Origin of the sequence: Variovorax pasteuri (genome assembly GCF_051216435.1) — a bacterium.
Lineage (GTDB): Bacteria > Pseudomonadota > Gammaproteobacteria > Burkholderiales > Burkholderiaceae_C > Variovorax.
This window is the reverse complement of record NZ_JBPJZS010000007.1, coordinates 188447-202171: the sequence shown is the minus strand read 5'-3', so window position 1 is coordinate 202171 and position 13725 is coordinate 188447. Positions and strand designations below refer to the sequence as shown.

General features: G+C 66.8%; 14 protein-coding genes. 5 read left to right on the top strand and 9 right to left on the bottom strand.

From position 1 onward, the window contains the following. Positions 1 to 20 precede the first annotated feature (20 nt). The 7 genes from ACSFBM_RS24100 to rpmH form a co-directional block, all read right to left on the bottom strand. Complete coding sequence (locus tag ACSFBM_RS24100; RefSeq protein WP_435486636.1) at positions 21 to 929, bottom strand: zinc ribbon domain-containing protein; 909 nt, start codon at positions 927 to 929, stop codon at positions 21 to 23. A gap of 163 nt (positions 930 to 1092) precedes the next feature. Then, complete coding sequence (locus ACSFBM_RS24095) at positions 1093 to 1554, bottom strand: Crp/Fnr family transcriptional regulator (protein ID WP_435486635.1); 462 nt, start codon at positions 1552 to 1554, stop codon at positions 1093 to 1095. Between the two features lie 90 nt (positions 1555 to 1644). Beyond that, on the bottom strand, positions 1645 to 3051 hold the full coding sequence (gene mnmE / locus ACSFBM_RS24090) for a tRNA uridine-5-carboxymethylaminomethyl(34) synthesis GTPase MnmE (RefSeq protein WP_435486634.1): 1407 nt from the start codon (positions 3049 to 3051) through the stop codon (positions 1645 to 1647). A 73-nt stretch (positions 3052 to 3124) separates the two neighbouring features. Further along, positions 3125 to 4819, bottom strand: coding sequence for a membrane protein insertase YidC (gene yidC / locus ACSFBM_RS24085; RefSeq protein WP_435486633.1), 1695 nt, complete (start codon positions 4817 to 4819; stop codon positions 3125 to 3127). Continuing rightward, positions 4816 to 5103: a membrane protein insertion efficiency factor YidD gene (gene yidD, locus ACSFBM_RS24080; protein WP_435439806.1), complete on the bottom strand. Its 288-nt coding sequence runs from the start codon at positions 5101 to 5103 to the stop codon at positions 4816 to 4818. Before yidD ends, yidC begins: the two co-directional genes overlap by 4 nt. Beyond that, complete coding sequence (locus ACSFBM_RS24075; protein ID WP_435486632.1) at positions 5100 to 5543, bottom strand: ribonuclease P protein component; 444 nt, start codon at positions 5541 to 5543, stop codon at positions 5100 to 5102. The genes yidD and ACSFBM_RS24075 overlap by 4 nt, the downstream gene beginning before the upstream one ends. A 101-nt stretch (positions 5544 to 5644) precedes the next feature. After that, positions 5645 to 5779, bottom strand: a complete 135-nt coding sequence (rpmH, locus tag ACSFBM_RS24070) for a 50S ribosomal protein L34 (RefSeq protein WP_007834827.1) — start codon at positions 5777 to 5779, stop codon at positions 5645 to 5647. Between the two features lie 319 nt (positions 5780 to 6098). Here rpmH and dnaA point away from each other — a divergent pair, with 319 nt between their 5' ends. From dnaA to gyrB, 3 genes are all read left to right on the top strand, one after another. After that, positions 6099 to 7478, top strand: a complete 1380-nt coding sequence (dnaA, locus tag ACSFBM_RS24065) for a chromosomal replication initiator protein DnaA (RefSeq protein ID WP_435439808.1) — start codon at positions 6099 to 6101, stop codon at positions 7476 to 7478. A gap of 90 nt (positions 7479 to 7568) precedes the next feature. Then, positions 7569 to 8675 carry a DNA polymerase III subunit beta gene (gene dnaN / locus ACSFBM_RS24060; protein WP_093054972.1) on the top strand — a complete coding sequence of 369 codons (1107 nt, stop codon included), beginning with the start codon at positions 7569 to 7571 and terminating at the stop codon, positions 8673 to 8675. A gap of 135 nt (positions 8676 to 8810) precedes the next feature. Then, the gene (gene gyrB / locus ACSFBM_RS24055) at positions 8811 to 11432 is read left to right on the top strand and encodes a DNA topoisomerase (ATP-hydrolyzing) subunit B (RefSeq protein WP_435486631.1); all 2622 of its coding nucleotides are present in this window, start codon (positions 8811 to 8813) and stop codon (positions 11430 to 11432) included. A 70-nt stretch (positions 11433 to 11502) separates the two neighbouring features. On the opposite strand, the gene ACSFBM_RS24050 is transcribed toward gyrB, so the two are convergent. Next, complete coding sequence (locus ACSFBM_RS24050; RefSeq protein WP_435486630.1) at positions 11503 to 11976, bottom strand: hypothetical protein; 474 nt, start codon at positions 11974 to 11976, stop codon at positions 11503 to 11505. After that, a complete protein-coding gene (locus ACSFBM_RS24045) occupies positions 11961 to 12218 on the bottom strand; it encodes a hypothetical protein (RefSeq protein WP_435486629.1) in 258 nt (85 codons plus the stop codon). The genes ACSFBM_RS24050 and ACSFBM_RS24045 overlap by 16 nt, the downstream gene beginning before the upstream one ends. A 321-nt stretch (positions 12219 to 12539) precedes the next feature. On the opposite strand from ACSFBM_RS24045, the gene ACSFBM_RS24040 reads away from it, so the two are divergent. Both ACSFBM_RS24040 and ACSFBM_RS24035 read left to right on the top strand, forming a co-directional pair. Next, entirely contained in the window at positions 12540 to 13076 is a 537-nt protein-coding gene (locus tag ACSFBM_RS24040; RefSeq protein ID WP_435486628.1) for a hypothetical protein, read from the top strand. Positions 13077 to 13234: 158 nt separating this feature from the next. After that, positions 13235 to 13720 carry a hypothetical protein gene (locus ACSFBM_RS24035; RefSeq protein ID WP_435486627.1) on the top strand — a complete coding sequence of 162 codons (486 nt, stop codon included), beginning with the start codon at positions 13235 to 13237 and terminating at the stop codon, positions 13718 to 13720. The last annotated feature ends 5 nt before the right edge of the window (positions 13721 to 13725 follow it).

Below are 13725 nucleotides of genomic sequence, written 5' to 3'. Positions count from 1 at the left end.
GGCCCCGGCCCCGGCGCCGATCAGTTGATCAGGGTCGGATTGCGCTTTTCTTCTTCGAGACGCTGCTGGCGGCGCACCGCTTCGCACTGCGCGTGGGCCTTGAACTCGGCCTTCAGGCACTGGGCGGCCATGCACTGCGCCCTGGCGATGAAGTTGCGGTCGCCGCACAGGGCCTGGGGCTCCGGCGGCGCAGCGGGCGCGGCAGGCGGCGGGGCCGGTGCAACGGCGGGTGCCGCGGGCTCCGGTGTGCTCGGTGCCGCCGCGGCGACAGCCGCCTGCTTGCGCGGCTTGGCGACGGGCTTGGACGTCGCGGCGCCTGCCGCCGGGGCCGGGGCCGTTTCAGCGACAGGTGGCGGCTCGGCTGGCTCGGCGGCCTGCGGTGCCGGCGGCACCGCGGCAGGCGGCGGCTCGGCCGCTGGCGAGGGGGCCGCTGGCGCCGGTGCCGCAACGGCCGGCAGGGGCGCGTCGGCCACCGCGGGCGCCTTGCGCGTCCCGTAGCCGTACCAGCCGGCGACGACCATCGCCACGGCCACGACCAGCAGGCCGAGCCACAGCAGGACCATGCGCTTGCGCGGCGCCGGTTCGGCCGGCGCCGGACGGCGGACCGACATGCGCGCTTTCCTGCGTCCGTCCTTCGCGGCTTGCTGCGACTCGAAGGTCGCCGACACGGCATGCGGCGCAGCGGCGTACGGCGGTTCTTCGTCGCCGTCGTGCACCATGAGCACCGTCTGCTCGTCGTCCCGCGGCGCGGCGCTCAGCCTCCCGAAGAACGGCGACCGCGCAGGTCGGGGCGCCGGCGCGGGCACCGGCGCGCCCGGATCGAACAGCGGCGCCGGAATGGTGGGCGCGCGCAACTGGGCGGGCGCAGTGGTGGCCCATTCGCGCTCGGGGCTGGGCGGCGGGGGAATCCGGTCGGGCGCGGTGGACAACGCGAGGCCGCAGCTTCGGCAGAAATGGGCGCCGTCACGGTTTTCCGTGCTGCAGACCGAACAGATCAAGGCCATGGCTTGCGACTGACTACTCTGGAATCAAGAACGAAAACAGGGCGTCGAGCCCCTGTGGAAGACGGTCTGGCAGCGGACAGCGCAGGCCTCAGGTCACGGCGACGCGCTTGGAGCGATGCGCCATGCGCTTGGCGAGCACGGCACCCAATGCCATGGCAATTTCCAGCGCCATGTTGGGCTGGCGGTTCGACATTTCCCCAAAGCGGATCGCGTTGAGCCGCCACACGCGGCCCGCGCCGGTGACCACCACATTGGCCGAGTGCGGCTGGCGCGAGAAGAACGAACCTTCCCCGACCACCGAGCCGGGCGTGAGCACGGCGAGCTTCATCTGTTCCTTGCTGCTGACACGGTGCACGCTGATGGCGCCGCTCTCGAGGAAGAACACCGAGCGGTCCGGCGTGCCCTGCTCGATCAGCACGTCGCCGACCCCGGTCTCGATGGGCTGCAGGTAGCCCGCCAGCGTGTCCCACTGCTGGACGGTGAACGTCAACGCGAAGGCGTCGCTGTTCATGTTCTCCGCGATGGCGCGGCTCAGGTTCTGGATGGACATGTTTTTCTTCAACCCCGCTTGTGAGCCGCAGTATCCGCGAACGCGGCAAGATTCGGCTACAAGTGTTTACGCTTTTCCGCGCGCCTGTCGCTATTTGCCGATGCAGAAGCTCGAAAAGATGACCCCGAGCAGGTCGTCCGCGCCGAACTCGCCGGTGATCTCGTTCAGCGCGTTCTGCGCCAGGCGCAGTTCCTCGGCCAGCAGATCGAGCAGTTGCGCCTGCGCCGCCAGGTGGCCGGCGGCCAGCGCCAGGTGCGTTTCGACCTGCGCCAGCGCCTGCACATGGCGCGCCCGCGCGAGGTACACCCCCTCGGGCACGGCCTGCCAGCCGGCCATGGCCAGCAGCTGCTCGCGCAGCGCCTCGATGCCCAGGCCGGTCTTGGCCGACAGGACGATGCCTTGGGCGTGGTGAGCCGAAGGCGCCGCGTCCTGCTTGTTCCACACGTCGAGCACCGGCACGCTCGCGGGCAGCTTGCTGCGCAGGCTGGCCAGGATGCCGGCATCGGCGGCGGCGTAGTCGCCCAGGTGGGCGCGCGTCAGGTCGTGCAGGAACAGCACGGCATCGGCGCTTTCGATCTGCCCCCAGGCGCGCGCCACGCCGATCTGCTCGACCTCGTCGCTGCTCTCGCGCAGCCCGGCGGTGTCGGCCACGTGCAGCGGCACGCCGTGGATCTGGATGGTCTGCGAGACCACGTCGCGCGTGGTTCCGGCCACCGCGCTCACGATGGCCAGCTCGGCGCCGGCCAGCGCGTTGAGCAGCGAGCTCTTGCCCGCGTTGGGCTGCCCCGCGATCACCACCTTGATGCCTTCGCGCAGCAACGCGCCCTGGCGCGCGCGCTGCTGCACGGCCGCCAGCTGCGCCTGCAGCCGGTCCAGCTGCCCGGCGGCATCGGCCTTCTGCAGGAAGTCGATTTCTTCCTCCGGAAAGTCCAGCGTGGCCTCCACCAGCATGCGCAGGTGGATCAGCGCGTCGCGCAGCGTGTGGATCTCGCGCGAGAAGGCGCCCGACAGCGAGCGCCCGGCGCTGCGCGCGGCCGCCTCGGTGCTGGCGTCGATCAGGTCGGCGATGGCCTCGGCCTGGGCCAGGTCGATCTTGCCGTTGAGGAAGGCACGCTGGCTGAACTCGCCGGGCTCGGCCACGCGCAGGCCGGGAAGGCGAGGGCGCCCGCTGGCGGGGTCGGGCTCGGCGGCGGCCTCCAGGCAGCGCGCCAGCAGCAGCTGCAGCACGACCGCGCCGCCGTGGGCCTGCAGTTCGAGCACGTCTTCGCCGGTGAAGGAGTTCGGGGAGGGAAAGTGAATGGCCAGGCCGTGGTCGACCGGCTCGCCGTCCTTGTCCCTGAACGGCAGGTAGGTCGCTTCGCGCGGCTTGAGCGCGCGGGCGCAGAGCGCGCCGATCAGCGGCGCCAGCCTGGCCCCCGACACCCGCACGATGCCCACGGCCCCGCGACCGGAGGCTGTGGCGATGGCGACGATCGGGTCGGTGGTGCGTGCGAGCATGGTGGAAGCCGGATTCTTTCAGCAAAAAGGGCCGCTGATGCGGCCCTTCGGGATTGACGCAGCTGGCGTCCGGCTACTTCTTGCCGAGCACGCCGAGTCGCTTGTTGATGAACCACTGCTGCGCGATCGACAGCGTGTTGTTGGTGATCCAGTACAGCACCAGGCCGGCCGGGAAGAAGATGAACATCACGCTGAACGCGAGCGGCATGATCCACATCAGCTTGGCCTGCATCGGATCGGGTGGCGTCGGGTTGAGCCAGGTCTGGAACAGCGAGGTGGCCGTCATCACGACCGGCAGGATGTACCAGGGGTCCGGTGCCGACAGGTCGCTGATCCAGAGAATCCACGGCGCGTGGCGCATCTCGACCGACGACAGCAGCACCCAGTACAGCGCGATGAACACCGGGATCTGGATCACGATGGGGAAGCAGCCGCCCATCGGATTGACCTTCTCGGTCTTGTAGATCCGCATCATCTCCTGCTGCATCTCTTGCGGCTTGTCCTTCAGCCGCTCGCGCATTTCCATGATCTTCGGGTTGATGGCCTTCATCTTGGCCATGCTGGCGTAGGCCTTGGCGTTGAGCCAGTAGAAGGCCGCCTTCAGCAGCACCACCAGCGCCACGATCGACCAGCCCCAGTTGCCCAGGATGCCGTGCAACTGGGTGAGCAGCCAGTACAGCGGCTTCGAGATGATCGCGAAGATGCCGTAGTCCTTCACCAGGTCCAGGCCCGGGGCGATGGCTTCGAGCTTCTTTTCTTCTTCGGGACCGGCGAACAGCGCACTGTTCACGACCTGCGTGGCACCCGGGGCGATCTTCGGCAGCGTGGCCACCATGGCCACGGTGAAGAGGTTGTCGCCCAGGTCCTTCACGCGGAACTCGCGACGCAGCTGTTCGCTGGCCGGGTCGCCCTTGAGCAGCCATGCCGACGCGAAGTAATGCTGCACCATCGCGATCCAGCCGTCGTTGGCCGGCGGCGGCGGTTCGATCTTGCCCTTGGCGATGTCCTTGAAGTCGAGCTTGTGGAACTTCTTCTCGTTGGTGTACGCGGCGGGACCGGTGAAGGTGTTGGTGCCGAACATGGTGCCGGCGGCCACGGTGCCGTGGCGCAGCAGCTGCAGGTACAGCTGCGCGTCGCGCGGCTGGTCGCTCACGTTGACCACCTCGTGGCGCACGCCGATGACGTAGTCGCCGCGGTGGAACACGTAGGTCTTGATGTACTTCAGGCCACCGACGGGCGCGCTCTCGAAGCCCACTTCCAGCGTGTTCTGGCCATCGGCCATTTCGCGCGGGCCGGCCTTCGGCGTCATCGGCGTCAGGTGGTTGGGAAAGCGCTCACCGGTGTCGACCGTGTTCAGCAGGCCGGTCTGCGCGACGTAGCGCGTGGCCGGCGAGCCGTTCTCGAACAGCACGACGCGCTTGGTGCGGTCGGCTTCGTCGTACTTCTGCAGTTCCAGGTGGTTGACCGTGGCGCCTTCGCTGTCGATCGTGGCCTTGAACAGGTCGGTGGTCACGATGACCTGCTCGCGCGGCGCGGCCGCGGCAGCCTGCGTGGGCACGGCGCCTGCGTTGCCGGTGGTACCGGCCGCGGTCGGCACGCCGTTGGCTGCAGGTGCATTGGCATTGGCGGGGGCGGCCGCCGTGGCGGCCGGCTTGCTCGACGGCAGGAAGGTCGGCTTGTTGCCGTTGAAGACCTGCCATTGGTCCCACAGCAGCACCAGCGAGAACCCAAAAATCACCCACAGGATCGTGCGGCGGATATCGTTCATGACGAAGACTTCTTGTCGGAGGAGAGAAGAGACGAAAACAGCGATCCTGACTTGTCAGTGCGACGCTTTGATTTCGGTGGAACCGGATCGTGGCCGCCCTGGCACCAGGGCTGGCAGCGCACGATGCGGTGCGCAGTGAGGTAGCTGCCCTTGAGCGCGCCATGCACCTCCAGCGCCTCGATCGAATACACCGAGCAGGTCGGCGTGAAGCGGCACGACTGGCCGAGCCAGGGGCTCAGCAGCAGGCGGTAGCCCTTCACGAGGCCGATCAGCAGGCGTTTCATGGCGAGGGGGCGGAAGGCGCGGGCGTGGGAGCGCGCCCGGAACGCGCGCGCGGCGGCGCCGCCGGGCGGGCAGCCCGCTCCAGCAGCTGCTGGAGCTCGGCGCGCACGGCGGCCTTGAGCTTGTCCGACGTGGCGCTCAAGAACTCCTTGCGGTCGAAGGTCGAGCGCAACCGCACCACGTGCGCCGCACGCGGCAAGACCACGCCGGGAGCAGCGCTCACGGCGTAGATCTGGCGCTTGATGGCGTTGCGCGTGACCGCACGGCGCGCCCAGCGCTTGGGCACCATGGCGCCCAGCCAGACGTCGTCGGACACGAACAACGGCTGTGCGCTCGATGCGAGATCGAGCGCACAGCGGTGCAATGCGAAATGAGCAGTGCGCGCCACGGTGGCACCTGCGAGAGCGGCCTGGAATTGCGCGCGGGTCTTGAGCCGCTGCATGGAAGCCGGGCCGGGCACGTCGTGACCGGGAATACCGGATGCGCCGGCTGCGGGAGCTGGCGCTGACGTGTCGGCTGCTGGCAACGGCAGGTGAGCTGCCGTCAGACGGCCAGGCGCTTGCGGCCCTTGGCGCGGCGTGCGTTGATGACGGCGCGGCCGCCACGGGTCTTCATGCGGACCAGGAAGCCGTGGGTACGGGCGCGGCGGACTTTGGATGCTTGGTAGGTGCGTTTCATGGTGATTTCCTAATTCCCTGTTCGCGCGGGCTCTTCGTACGGAAGGCATGAAGAAACCTGCGGGGCGCCGGGGGAGCGTATTGGGATGGCCCCTGAGCTCCTAGTGACGAACGCAAGAAGGTTTTCAGGGAAACCCGCAATTATCGCAAACATTGGCCGCGGGGACAATCTTCGAGCAGATTTGCGGGCCTTTCGCCGACCCTCCCAGCATGTGGATAAGGTTTTGACAAGTTAGAATGCCGGGTGCCTTCCAGCAGAGAATATCCACAATACCTATACCAAAAAATGCACGAGGGTTTCACCACTTTTTCAAGCGCTCATGTCCACTGACGGCATCGGCGAAAGCCTCTGGCAGGCCTGCGTCGACCAGCTCGCGCAGGAGCTGTCCGAGCAGCAGTTCAACACCTGGATCAAGCCCCTGACCGCACAGGTTGCCGACGACCTGTCGCGCATGACCGTGTTCGTCGCCAACCGCTTCAAGCTCGACTGGATCCGGGCCCAGTACGCCGGCAAGATTGCCGCCATGGCCGAGAAGATGTACGGCCAGCCAGTGGCTGTCGAGTTAGCGCTTGCTCCTCGCGAAACACCCGTGCGGTCTGCGCCAGTTGCCGTGATGGCCGAGACCGATGTGCCCCGCGACGTCGCCGGCCCGGGCGAGGAGCCCGCGGCCGCCGGCTTCAAGAACCGGCTCAATTCCGGCCTCACCTTCGACACCCTGGTCGAGGGCACCGCCAACCGCATGGCGCGCGCCGCGGCCATGCACGTGTCGGGCATGCCGGGCCATCTGTACAACCCGCTTTTCATCTACGGCGGCGTCGGCCTGGGCAAGACCCACCTGATGCACGCGGTAGGCAACCGGCTGCTCGCCGACCGGCCCGATTCCAAAGTTCTCTACATCCACGCCGAGCAATTCGTGTCGGATGTGGTCAAGGCGTATCAGCGCAAGACTTTCGACGAGTTCAAGGAGCGCTACCACTCGCTCGATCTGTTGCTGATCGACGATGTGCAGTTCTTCGCCAACAAGGACCGCACGCAGGAAGAGTTCTTCAACGCGTTCGAGGCCCTGCTCGCCAAGAAGTCGCACATCGTGATGACCAGCGACACCTATCCCAAGGGCCTGGCCGACATCCACGAGCGCCTGGTGTCGCGCTTCGATTCGGGCCTCACGGTGGCCATCGAGCCGCCCGAGCTCGAGATGCGCGTGGCCATCCTGATCAACAAGGCGCGTGCCGAATCGGCCGAAATGCCCGAAGAGGTGGCCTTCTTCGTCGCCAAGAACGTGCGCTCCAACGTGCGCGAGCTCGAAGGGGCGCTGCGCAAGATCCTGGCGTACTCGCGCTTCAACCAGAAGGAGATCTCGATCGCCCTGGCGCGCGAGGCGCTGCGCGACCTGCTGTCGATCCAGAATCGCCAGATCTCGGTCGAGAATATCCAGAAGACGGTGGCCGACTACTACAAGATCAAGGTCGCCGACATGTACAGCAAGAAACGCCCGGCCAGCATTGCGCGGCCGCGGCAGATCGCGATGTACCTGGCCAAGGAGCTCACGCAGAAAAGCCTGCCCGAAATCGGCGAGCTGTTCGGCGGCCGCGACCACACGACGGTGTTGCACGCGGTGCGCAAGATCTCGGGCGAGCGCCAGCAGCTCACCGAGCTCAACCAGCAGCTCCACGTGCTCGAACAGACGCTCAAGGGCTGACAAACCGGATGTCATCGGGAGCGTCCCCGCGACAGCGGAGAATGGCGCCCTTACAAGCTGATTCAAAGAGATAGAGAAGAGGAAGAAGACATGATCGTTTTGAAGGCAAACCAAGACAAAGTCCTCGCCGCGCTGCAGTCGGTGGCGGGCATCGTGGAGCGGCGTCACACCTTGCCTATCCTGGCGAACGTGCTGATTCGCAAGACCGGTGGCCAGCTGCAGCTGACCACCAGCGACCTCGAGATCCAGATCCGCACCACCGCCGAGCTCGGCGGCGACGAAGGCAACTTCACCACCACCATCGGCGCGCGCAAGCTGATCGACATCCTGCGCACCATGCCGGCCGACCAGACCGTGAGCCTCGAGTCGAGCGCCAGCAAGCTGGTGCTCAAGGGCGGCAAGAGCCGCTTCACGCTGCAGTCGCTGCCCGCGGAAGACTTTCCGCTGGTGCAGGAAGCGGCCAATTTCGGCCCCGTGTTCAGCGTGCCGCAAAAGACGCTGAAGGACCTGCTCTCGCAAGTGTCCTTCGCCATGGCCGTGCACGACATCCGCTACTACCTCAACGGCATCCTGTTCGTCGCCGAAGGCAAGCAGCTGAGCCTGGTGGCCACCGACGGCCACCGCCTGGCGTTCTCCTCGGCCACGCTCGACGTCGAAGTACCGCGTCAGGAAGTGATCCTGCCGCGCAAGACCGTGCTCGAGATGCAGCGCCTGCTGTCCGACGCCGAAGGCGCCATCGAGATGCAGTTCGCGAACAACCAGGCCAAGTTCAGCTTCGGCGGCATGGAGTTCGTCACCAAGCTGGTCGAGGGCAAGTTCCCCGACTACAACCGCGTCATCCCGAAGAACCACAAGAACACCGTCACGCTCGGCCGTGCACCTTTGCTGGCCAGCCTGCAGCGCACCGCCATCCTGACCAGCGAGAAGTTCAAGGGCGTGCGCCTGAACATCGAGCCGGGCACCCTGCGCATCGCGTCCAACAACGCCGAGCAGGAAGAAGCCCAGGACGAGCTCGACATCGACTACGGCGGCGACGCCATCGAAATCGGCTTCAACGTGACCTACCTGATCGACGCGCTGTCGAACATGGACCAGGACATGGTCAAGCTGGACCTGGCGGACTCCAACAGTTCCGCGCTGCTGACCATCCCCGAGAACGCATCCTTCAAGTACGTCGTGATGCCGATGCGTATCTAGCAGACAGACCCTACAGCGCCTTGCGCACACGACCCGCGGCCCCCCGCGGGTTTGCGCTTTCAAGAGGCGGCGAATTGAGTTCTTGCGAGCCCGAAAAATCACGTCAATGCCGTGAGAGAGATAGAGGAATACCGAATGAGTGCAGAAGAAAACAAGCCCGAAGTGCCGCACACCGAGCCGGTCTACACGCCTGAAGTCCAGGTCGTGCCGCCCGAGGCCATCGCGGCCGACACCAGCTACGGCGAAGGCTCGATCACGATCCTCGAAGGGCTTGAGGCCGTGCGCAAGCGCCCCGGCATGTACATCGGCGACACCTCCGACGGCACGGGCCTGCACCACCTGGTGTTCGAAGTGGTGGACAACTCCATCGACGAGGCGCTGGCCGGCCATTGCGACGACATCGTCGTGACCATCCACAGCGACAACTCGATCTCCGTCACCGACAACGGCCGCGGCATTCCCACCGGCGTGAAGATGGACGACAAGCACGAGCCCAAGCGCTCGGCGGCTGAAATTGCGCTCACCGAACTGCACGCCGGCGGCAAGTTCAACCAGAACAGCTACAAGGTCTCGGGCGGCCTGCACGGCGTGGGCGTGAGCTGCGTGAACGCGCTGAGCATCAAGCTGCGCCTGGTCGTGCGTCGCGAAGGCAAGATCCACGAACTCGAATTCAGCCGCGGCTTCGTGCAGAACCGCCTGCTCGAACAGGTGAACGGCGTCGAAGTCTCACCGATGAAGGTCATCGGCGACACCGACAAGCGCGGCACCGAGGTGCACTTTCTGCCGGACACCGAGATCTTCAAGGAGAACTCGGACTTCCACTACGAAATTCTCAGCAAGCGCCTGCGCGAACTGAGCTTCCTGAACAACGGCGTGCGCATCCGCCTGAAGGACGAGCGCACCGGCAAGGAAGACGACTTCTCGGGCGCCGGCGGCGTGCGCGGCTTCGTGGAGTTCATCAACAAGGGCAAGACCGTCCTGCATCCGAACTCGTTCTACGCGGAAGGCGAGAAGCCCGCCGACACCTACGGCGGCATCCCCGGCACGCACATCGGCGTCGAGGTGGCGATGCAGTGGAACAGCGGCTACAACGAGCAGGTGCTGTGCTTCACCAACAACATCCCGCAGCGTGACGGCGGCACCCACCTGACCGGCCTGCGCGCCGCGATGACCCGGGTCATCAACAAGTACATCGAAGAAAACGAGTTCGCGAAGAAGGCGAAGGTCGAAGTCACCGGCGACGACATGCGCGAAGGCCTGTGCTGCGTGCTGAGCGTGAAGGTGCCCGAGCCCAAGTTCTCGAGCCAGACCAAGGACAAGCTGGTGTCCAGCGAAGTGCGCGCGCCGGTGGAAGACATCGTCGGCCGCCTGCTCAGCGACTACCTGCAGGAACGCCCGGCCGACGCCAAGATCATCTGCGGCAAGATCATCGAGGCCGCCCGCGCCCGCGAAGCGGCCCGCAAGGCCCGCGAAATGACGCGCCGAAAGGGCGTGCTCGACGGCATGGGCCTGCCCGGCAAGCTGGCCGATTGCCAGGAGAAGGATCCCGCGCTCTGCGAGGTCTACCTGGTGGAGGGCGACTCCGCCGGCGGCTCCGCCAAGCAGGGCCGCGACCGGAAATTCCAGGCCATCCTGCCGCTGCGCGGCAAGATCCTGAACGTGGAAAAGGCGCGCTACGAGAAGCTGCTCACCAGCAACGAAATTCTCGTGATGATCACCGCCCTGGGCACCGGCATCGGCCGCGCCGGCGCCACCAGCGCGGGCAGTGGCGCGGACGACTTCAACGTCGCCAAGCTGCGCTACCACCGCATCATCATCATGACCGACGCCGACGTCGACGGCGCCCACATCCGCACGCTGCTGCTCACCTTCTTCTACCGGCAGATGCCCGAGCTGGTGGAGCGCGGCCACATCTACATCGCGCAGCCGCCGCTCTACAAGGTCAAGGTCGGCAAGGAAGAGCAGTACCTGAAGGACGAATCCGCCCTCAACGCCTTCCTGATGAAGGTGGCACTGAAGGACGCGCGCATCGAGACCGGCGGCGCCAGTTCCACCACCCTGACCGGCGACACGCTCGCCGAACTGGCGCGCAAGCACCAGCTGGCCGAGGCCGTGATCGCGCGCCTGCGCAACTTCATGGATGCCGAGGCGCTGCGCGCCATCGCCGACGGCGTGACGCTCGACCTCGACACCACGCCCGCCGCCGAAGCCTCGGCCGCGGCGCTGCAGGTCAAGCTGCGCGAGCTCAACACCACCGGCATCCCGGCCGAGGTGAGCAACGAGTTCGACGCGCGCACCGACAAGCCGCTCCTGCGCATCAGCCGCCGCCACCACGGCAACATCAAGAGCAGCGTGATCACGCAGGACTTCGTGCACGGCGCCGACTACGCGGCGCTGGCCGAAGCGGCCAACACCTTCCGCGGCCTGCTGAGCGAAGAAGGTGCCGTGGTCCGGCGCGGCGAGGGCGAGCGCGCCAAGGAAGAAAAGGTCGGCGACTTCCGCCAGGCCATGAAGTGGCTGATCGGCGAAGCCGAGCGCGCCACCTCGCGCCAGCGCTACAAGGGCCTGGGCGAAATGAACCCCGCGCAGTTGTGGGAAACCACCATGGACCCGACCGTGCGCCGCCTGCTGCGCGTGCAGGTCGACGACGCGATCGAAGCCGACCGCGTGTTCACGATGCTGATGGGCGACGAGGTGGAGCCGCGCCGCGAGTTCATCGAGCAGAACGCGCTGCGCGCGGCGAACATCGACGTCTAGGAAGGAAGCGTCGTCGGTTCTCTGCCGCACCGACGACACGCAACGAACGCCCGGCCCCGCCGGGCGTTTGTCATTGGAGCTTCAAGGTCGAAGCCTGCGAACCGTCGGCGCACGGACCATCGGAATACTCCGCCGTGCCCGAAGACGAGACGCACTTGGTCACCGCCATGCGAACCGGTGTGGCCACCACGGGCGAGAGCTCGGCGGCGATGGAGGACGAGGGCACGGCCCGCGCAACGTAGGCCCGAACGGGCGGCGCGGGCGCATACACCGGCATCGCATCGTCGGCGCCAACGCTTGCCAGCGGCGGCTGAACGACGGCGGGGACCACACTCACCGGCACAGGGACGTGCGCGGCGCGCTCCTTCAGCAAGTCGGTCAGCGCCACATAGAAGAGGCTCACGGCCACCAGGGCCACGGCCAGGCACGGCGCCCAGTAACGCTGCGAGCCCGCCGCTCCTTGCGGCGGCCCGTCCAGTATTGCTGCTTGCTGCTGCCCGTTCAGTGCAGCGGCTTGCTGCCGGCCGCTCAGCGCCGCGGCCACGACAGCCCCCCGCCTTGCAACGCTCCCGCCAGCTTCGCGATGCCGCCGGTGCCGCTCGCCGCACGCCCGATCAACGCGCCGCCGGCCGCGCCCACCACGACGCGCATCAGGAACGACCGGCTGCGGCCCGCTGCCAGCAGCAGCAACACGCCCGCGCCCAGCACGGCGAGGTGCTCGCCGGGGTAGTCCGCCCGCTGGGCGTCCACGCGCTTGAACTCGTTGATCGTCGATTCGAGGGTCATGGCCGAAGCTCCTTGTGTCTGTTGCGCCATTCATATCGCGCTGCGCCATGCACCGCTGTAGGCCTGCACCCATGCACGTTTGCGGATTCGGACGCCAGAACGCGTCAAAACGCGGCGAAACCACCCGGATCAGGGTTTCCGTGAGGCTTGTTAACAAAAGTAGCCGGAGCGCGCGTCACACGGAGGTCATCAGCTATGAAAACAATAGCATTCAACTTGAATCCGCAGATCGTTCCTCGTAAACGCTATATCTAGCCCGACTCTTGCTAAGCAAAATCCTTGACGGATTTCACGTTACGCAAGATCGAGGACCCCACAGCAATGAACCCTTCGCGTCTCCGCCGGCCACTGGCCGCGCTGGTATTGAGCGGCACAGCAGCATTCCTCGGGGCCGCGGCCTTGGTCGCACCGGCCCATGCGCTCTCGAACCCACCCATCGAAGTGGCGCAGGGCATCGAGTACATGTGCGGCGGCGCCGCGCGTGACGAAGCTGCCTTCATGGAAATGGTGTCGCCGCGCTGGGCCGCCACCATCGCGCTGGGCGTGAGCGACGGCAAGGGCGCGCAGCAGGGCGGCTTCCCGGCCAAGGCCGCGGTCCAGATCCGCCAGAAATACACCGGCCAGCTGGTGATGGACGTGCAGACCAAGTCGCCGTACATGCTCGCGCGCCTGAACCCGGGCGCCTACGACGTGAACGTGACGCTCGGCGGCCTCACGCTGACGCAGTCGCTGGTGGTGATCGCCGGCGTGCCGGCGCGCGCGTCCTTCGTCTGGCCGTCGAACTTCGACATGGCCTCGGTGGCGCCGCAGCTGCCGCAGACGCAGACGCTGGCGCAGAGCTCGGCCGCCGCGCGCTGAGCCGTTGAGGTCCACAGGCCGCCGAAAGGTGGCCTGTTGCATTTCTCAGCCGCCGCATGGCGGCCTGTTTTCATTTTCCAGGTCAGCCTTTCCTAAGCCACGCCGCGCACAGTGGCACCGTGGCCGCTCGCCACGTCGACCAGGAAAGGATCCAGACCATGACCCCCCGTTTTCCATCGCGCATGCGGCCCCTGGCGGCCGCGCTGTTCTGCGGCGCCGCTCTGCTCGGCGCGCTGTCGTCGGCCCAGGCGGCGGTGAATCCGCCGATCTACATGTCGCACGGCGTCGAGTACATGAGCGGCGGCATCGGCAGCGATGAAGCCCAGCTGATGGAGACGGTGGCGCCGCGCTGGCCCGCCACCTTCGAATTCGCGGTCAAGGACAGCAAGGGCGCCGACTTCGCGGCCAACGTGCATGTCACCGTTCGCGACAGCCACGGCGTGGCGCTGATCGACAACGTGACCTCGGGCGGTCCGTTCATGGTGGCCCGGCTCGAACCGGGCAGCTACGAGGTGGAAGCGCGCCTGGGCAGCCAGGTGCTCAAGCAGCAGGTGCGCGTGCCGGAAGGCGCGTCGGCCAAGGCGACCTTCGTCTGGCCGGCGGGCACCGACATGGCGTCGGCCGGCACACGCGCGGTGCAGTAACGCCG

Coding starts and splice junctions, on each gene's coding strand:
- ACSFBM_RS24095 (WP_435486635.1), bottom strand. CDS start 1,554: ATGTCCATCCAGAACCTGAGCCGCGCCATCGCGGAGAACATGAACAGC.
- mnmE (WP_435486634.1), bottom strand. CDS start 3,051: ATGCTCGCACGCACCACCGACCCGATCGTCGCCATCGCCACAGCCTCC.
- yidC (WP_435486633.1), bottom strand. CDS start 4,819: ATGAACGATATCCGCCGCACGATCCTGTGGGTGATTTTTGGGTTCTCG.
- yidD (WP_435439806.1), bottom strand. CDS start 5,103: ATGAAACGCCTGCTGATCGGCCTCGTGAAGGGCTACCGCCTGCTGCTG.
- ACSFBM_RS24075 (WP_435486632.1), bottom strand. CDS start 5,543: ATGCAGCGGCTCAAGACCCGCGCGCAATTCCAGGCCGCTCTCGCAGGT.
- rpmH (WP_007834827.1), bottom strand. CDS start 5,779: ATGAAACGCACCTACCAAGCATCCAAAGTCCGCCGCGCCCGTACCCAC.
- dnaA (WP_435439808.1), top strand. CDS start 6,099: ATGTCCACTGACGGCATCGGCGAAAGCCTCTGGCAGGCCTGCGTCGAC.
- dnaN (WP_093054972.1), top strand. CDS start 7,569: ATGATCGTTTTGAAGGCAAACCAAGACAAAGTCCTCGCCGCGCTGCAG.
- gyrB (WP_435486631.1), top strand. CDS start 8,811: ATGAGTGCAGAAGAAAACAAGCCCGAAGTGCCGCACACCGAGCCGGTC.
- ACSFBM_RS24045 (WP_435486629.1), bottom strand. CDS start 12,218: ATGACCCTCGAATCGACGATCAACGAGTTCAAGCGCGTGGACGCCCAG.
- ACSFBM_RS24040 (WP_435486628.1), top strand. CDS start 12,540: ATGAACCCTTCGCGTCTCCGCCGGCCACTGGCCGCGCTGGTATTGAGC.
- ACSFBM_RS24035 (WP_435486627.1), top strand. CDS start 13,235: ATGACCCCCCGTTTTCCATCGCGCATGCGGCCCCTGGCGGCCGCGCTG.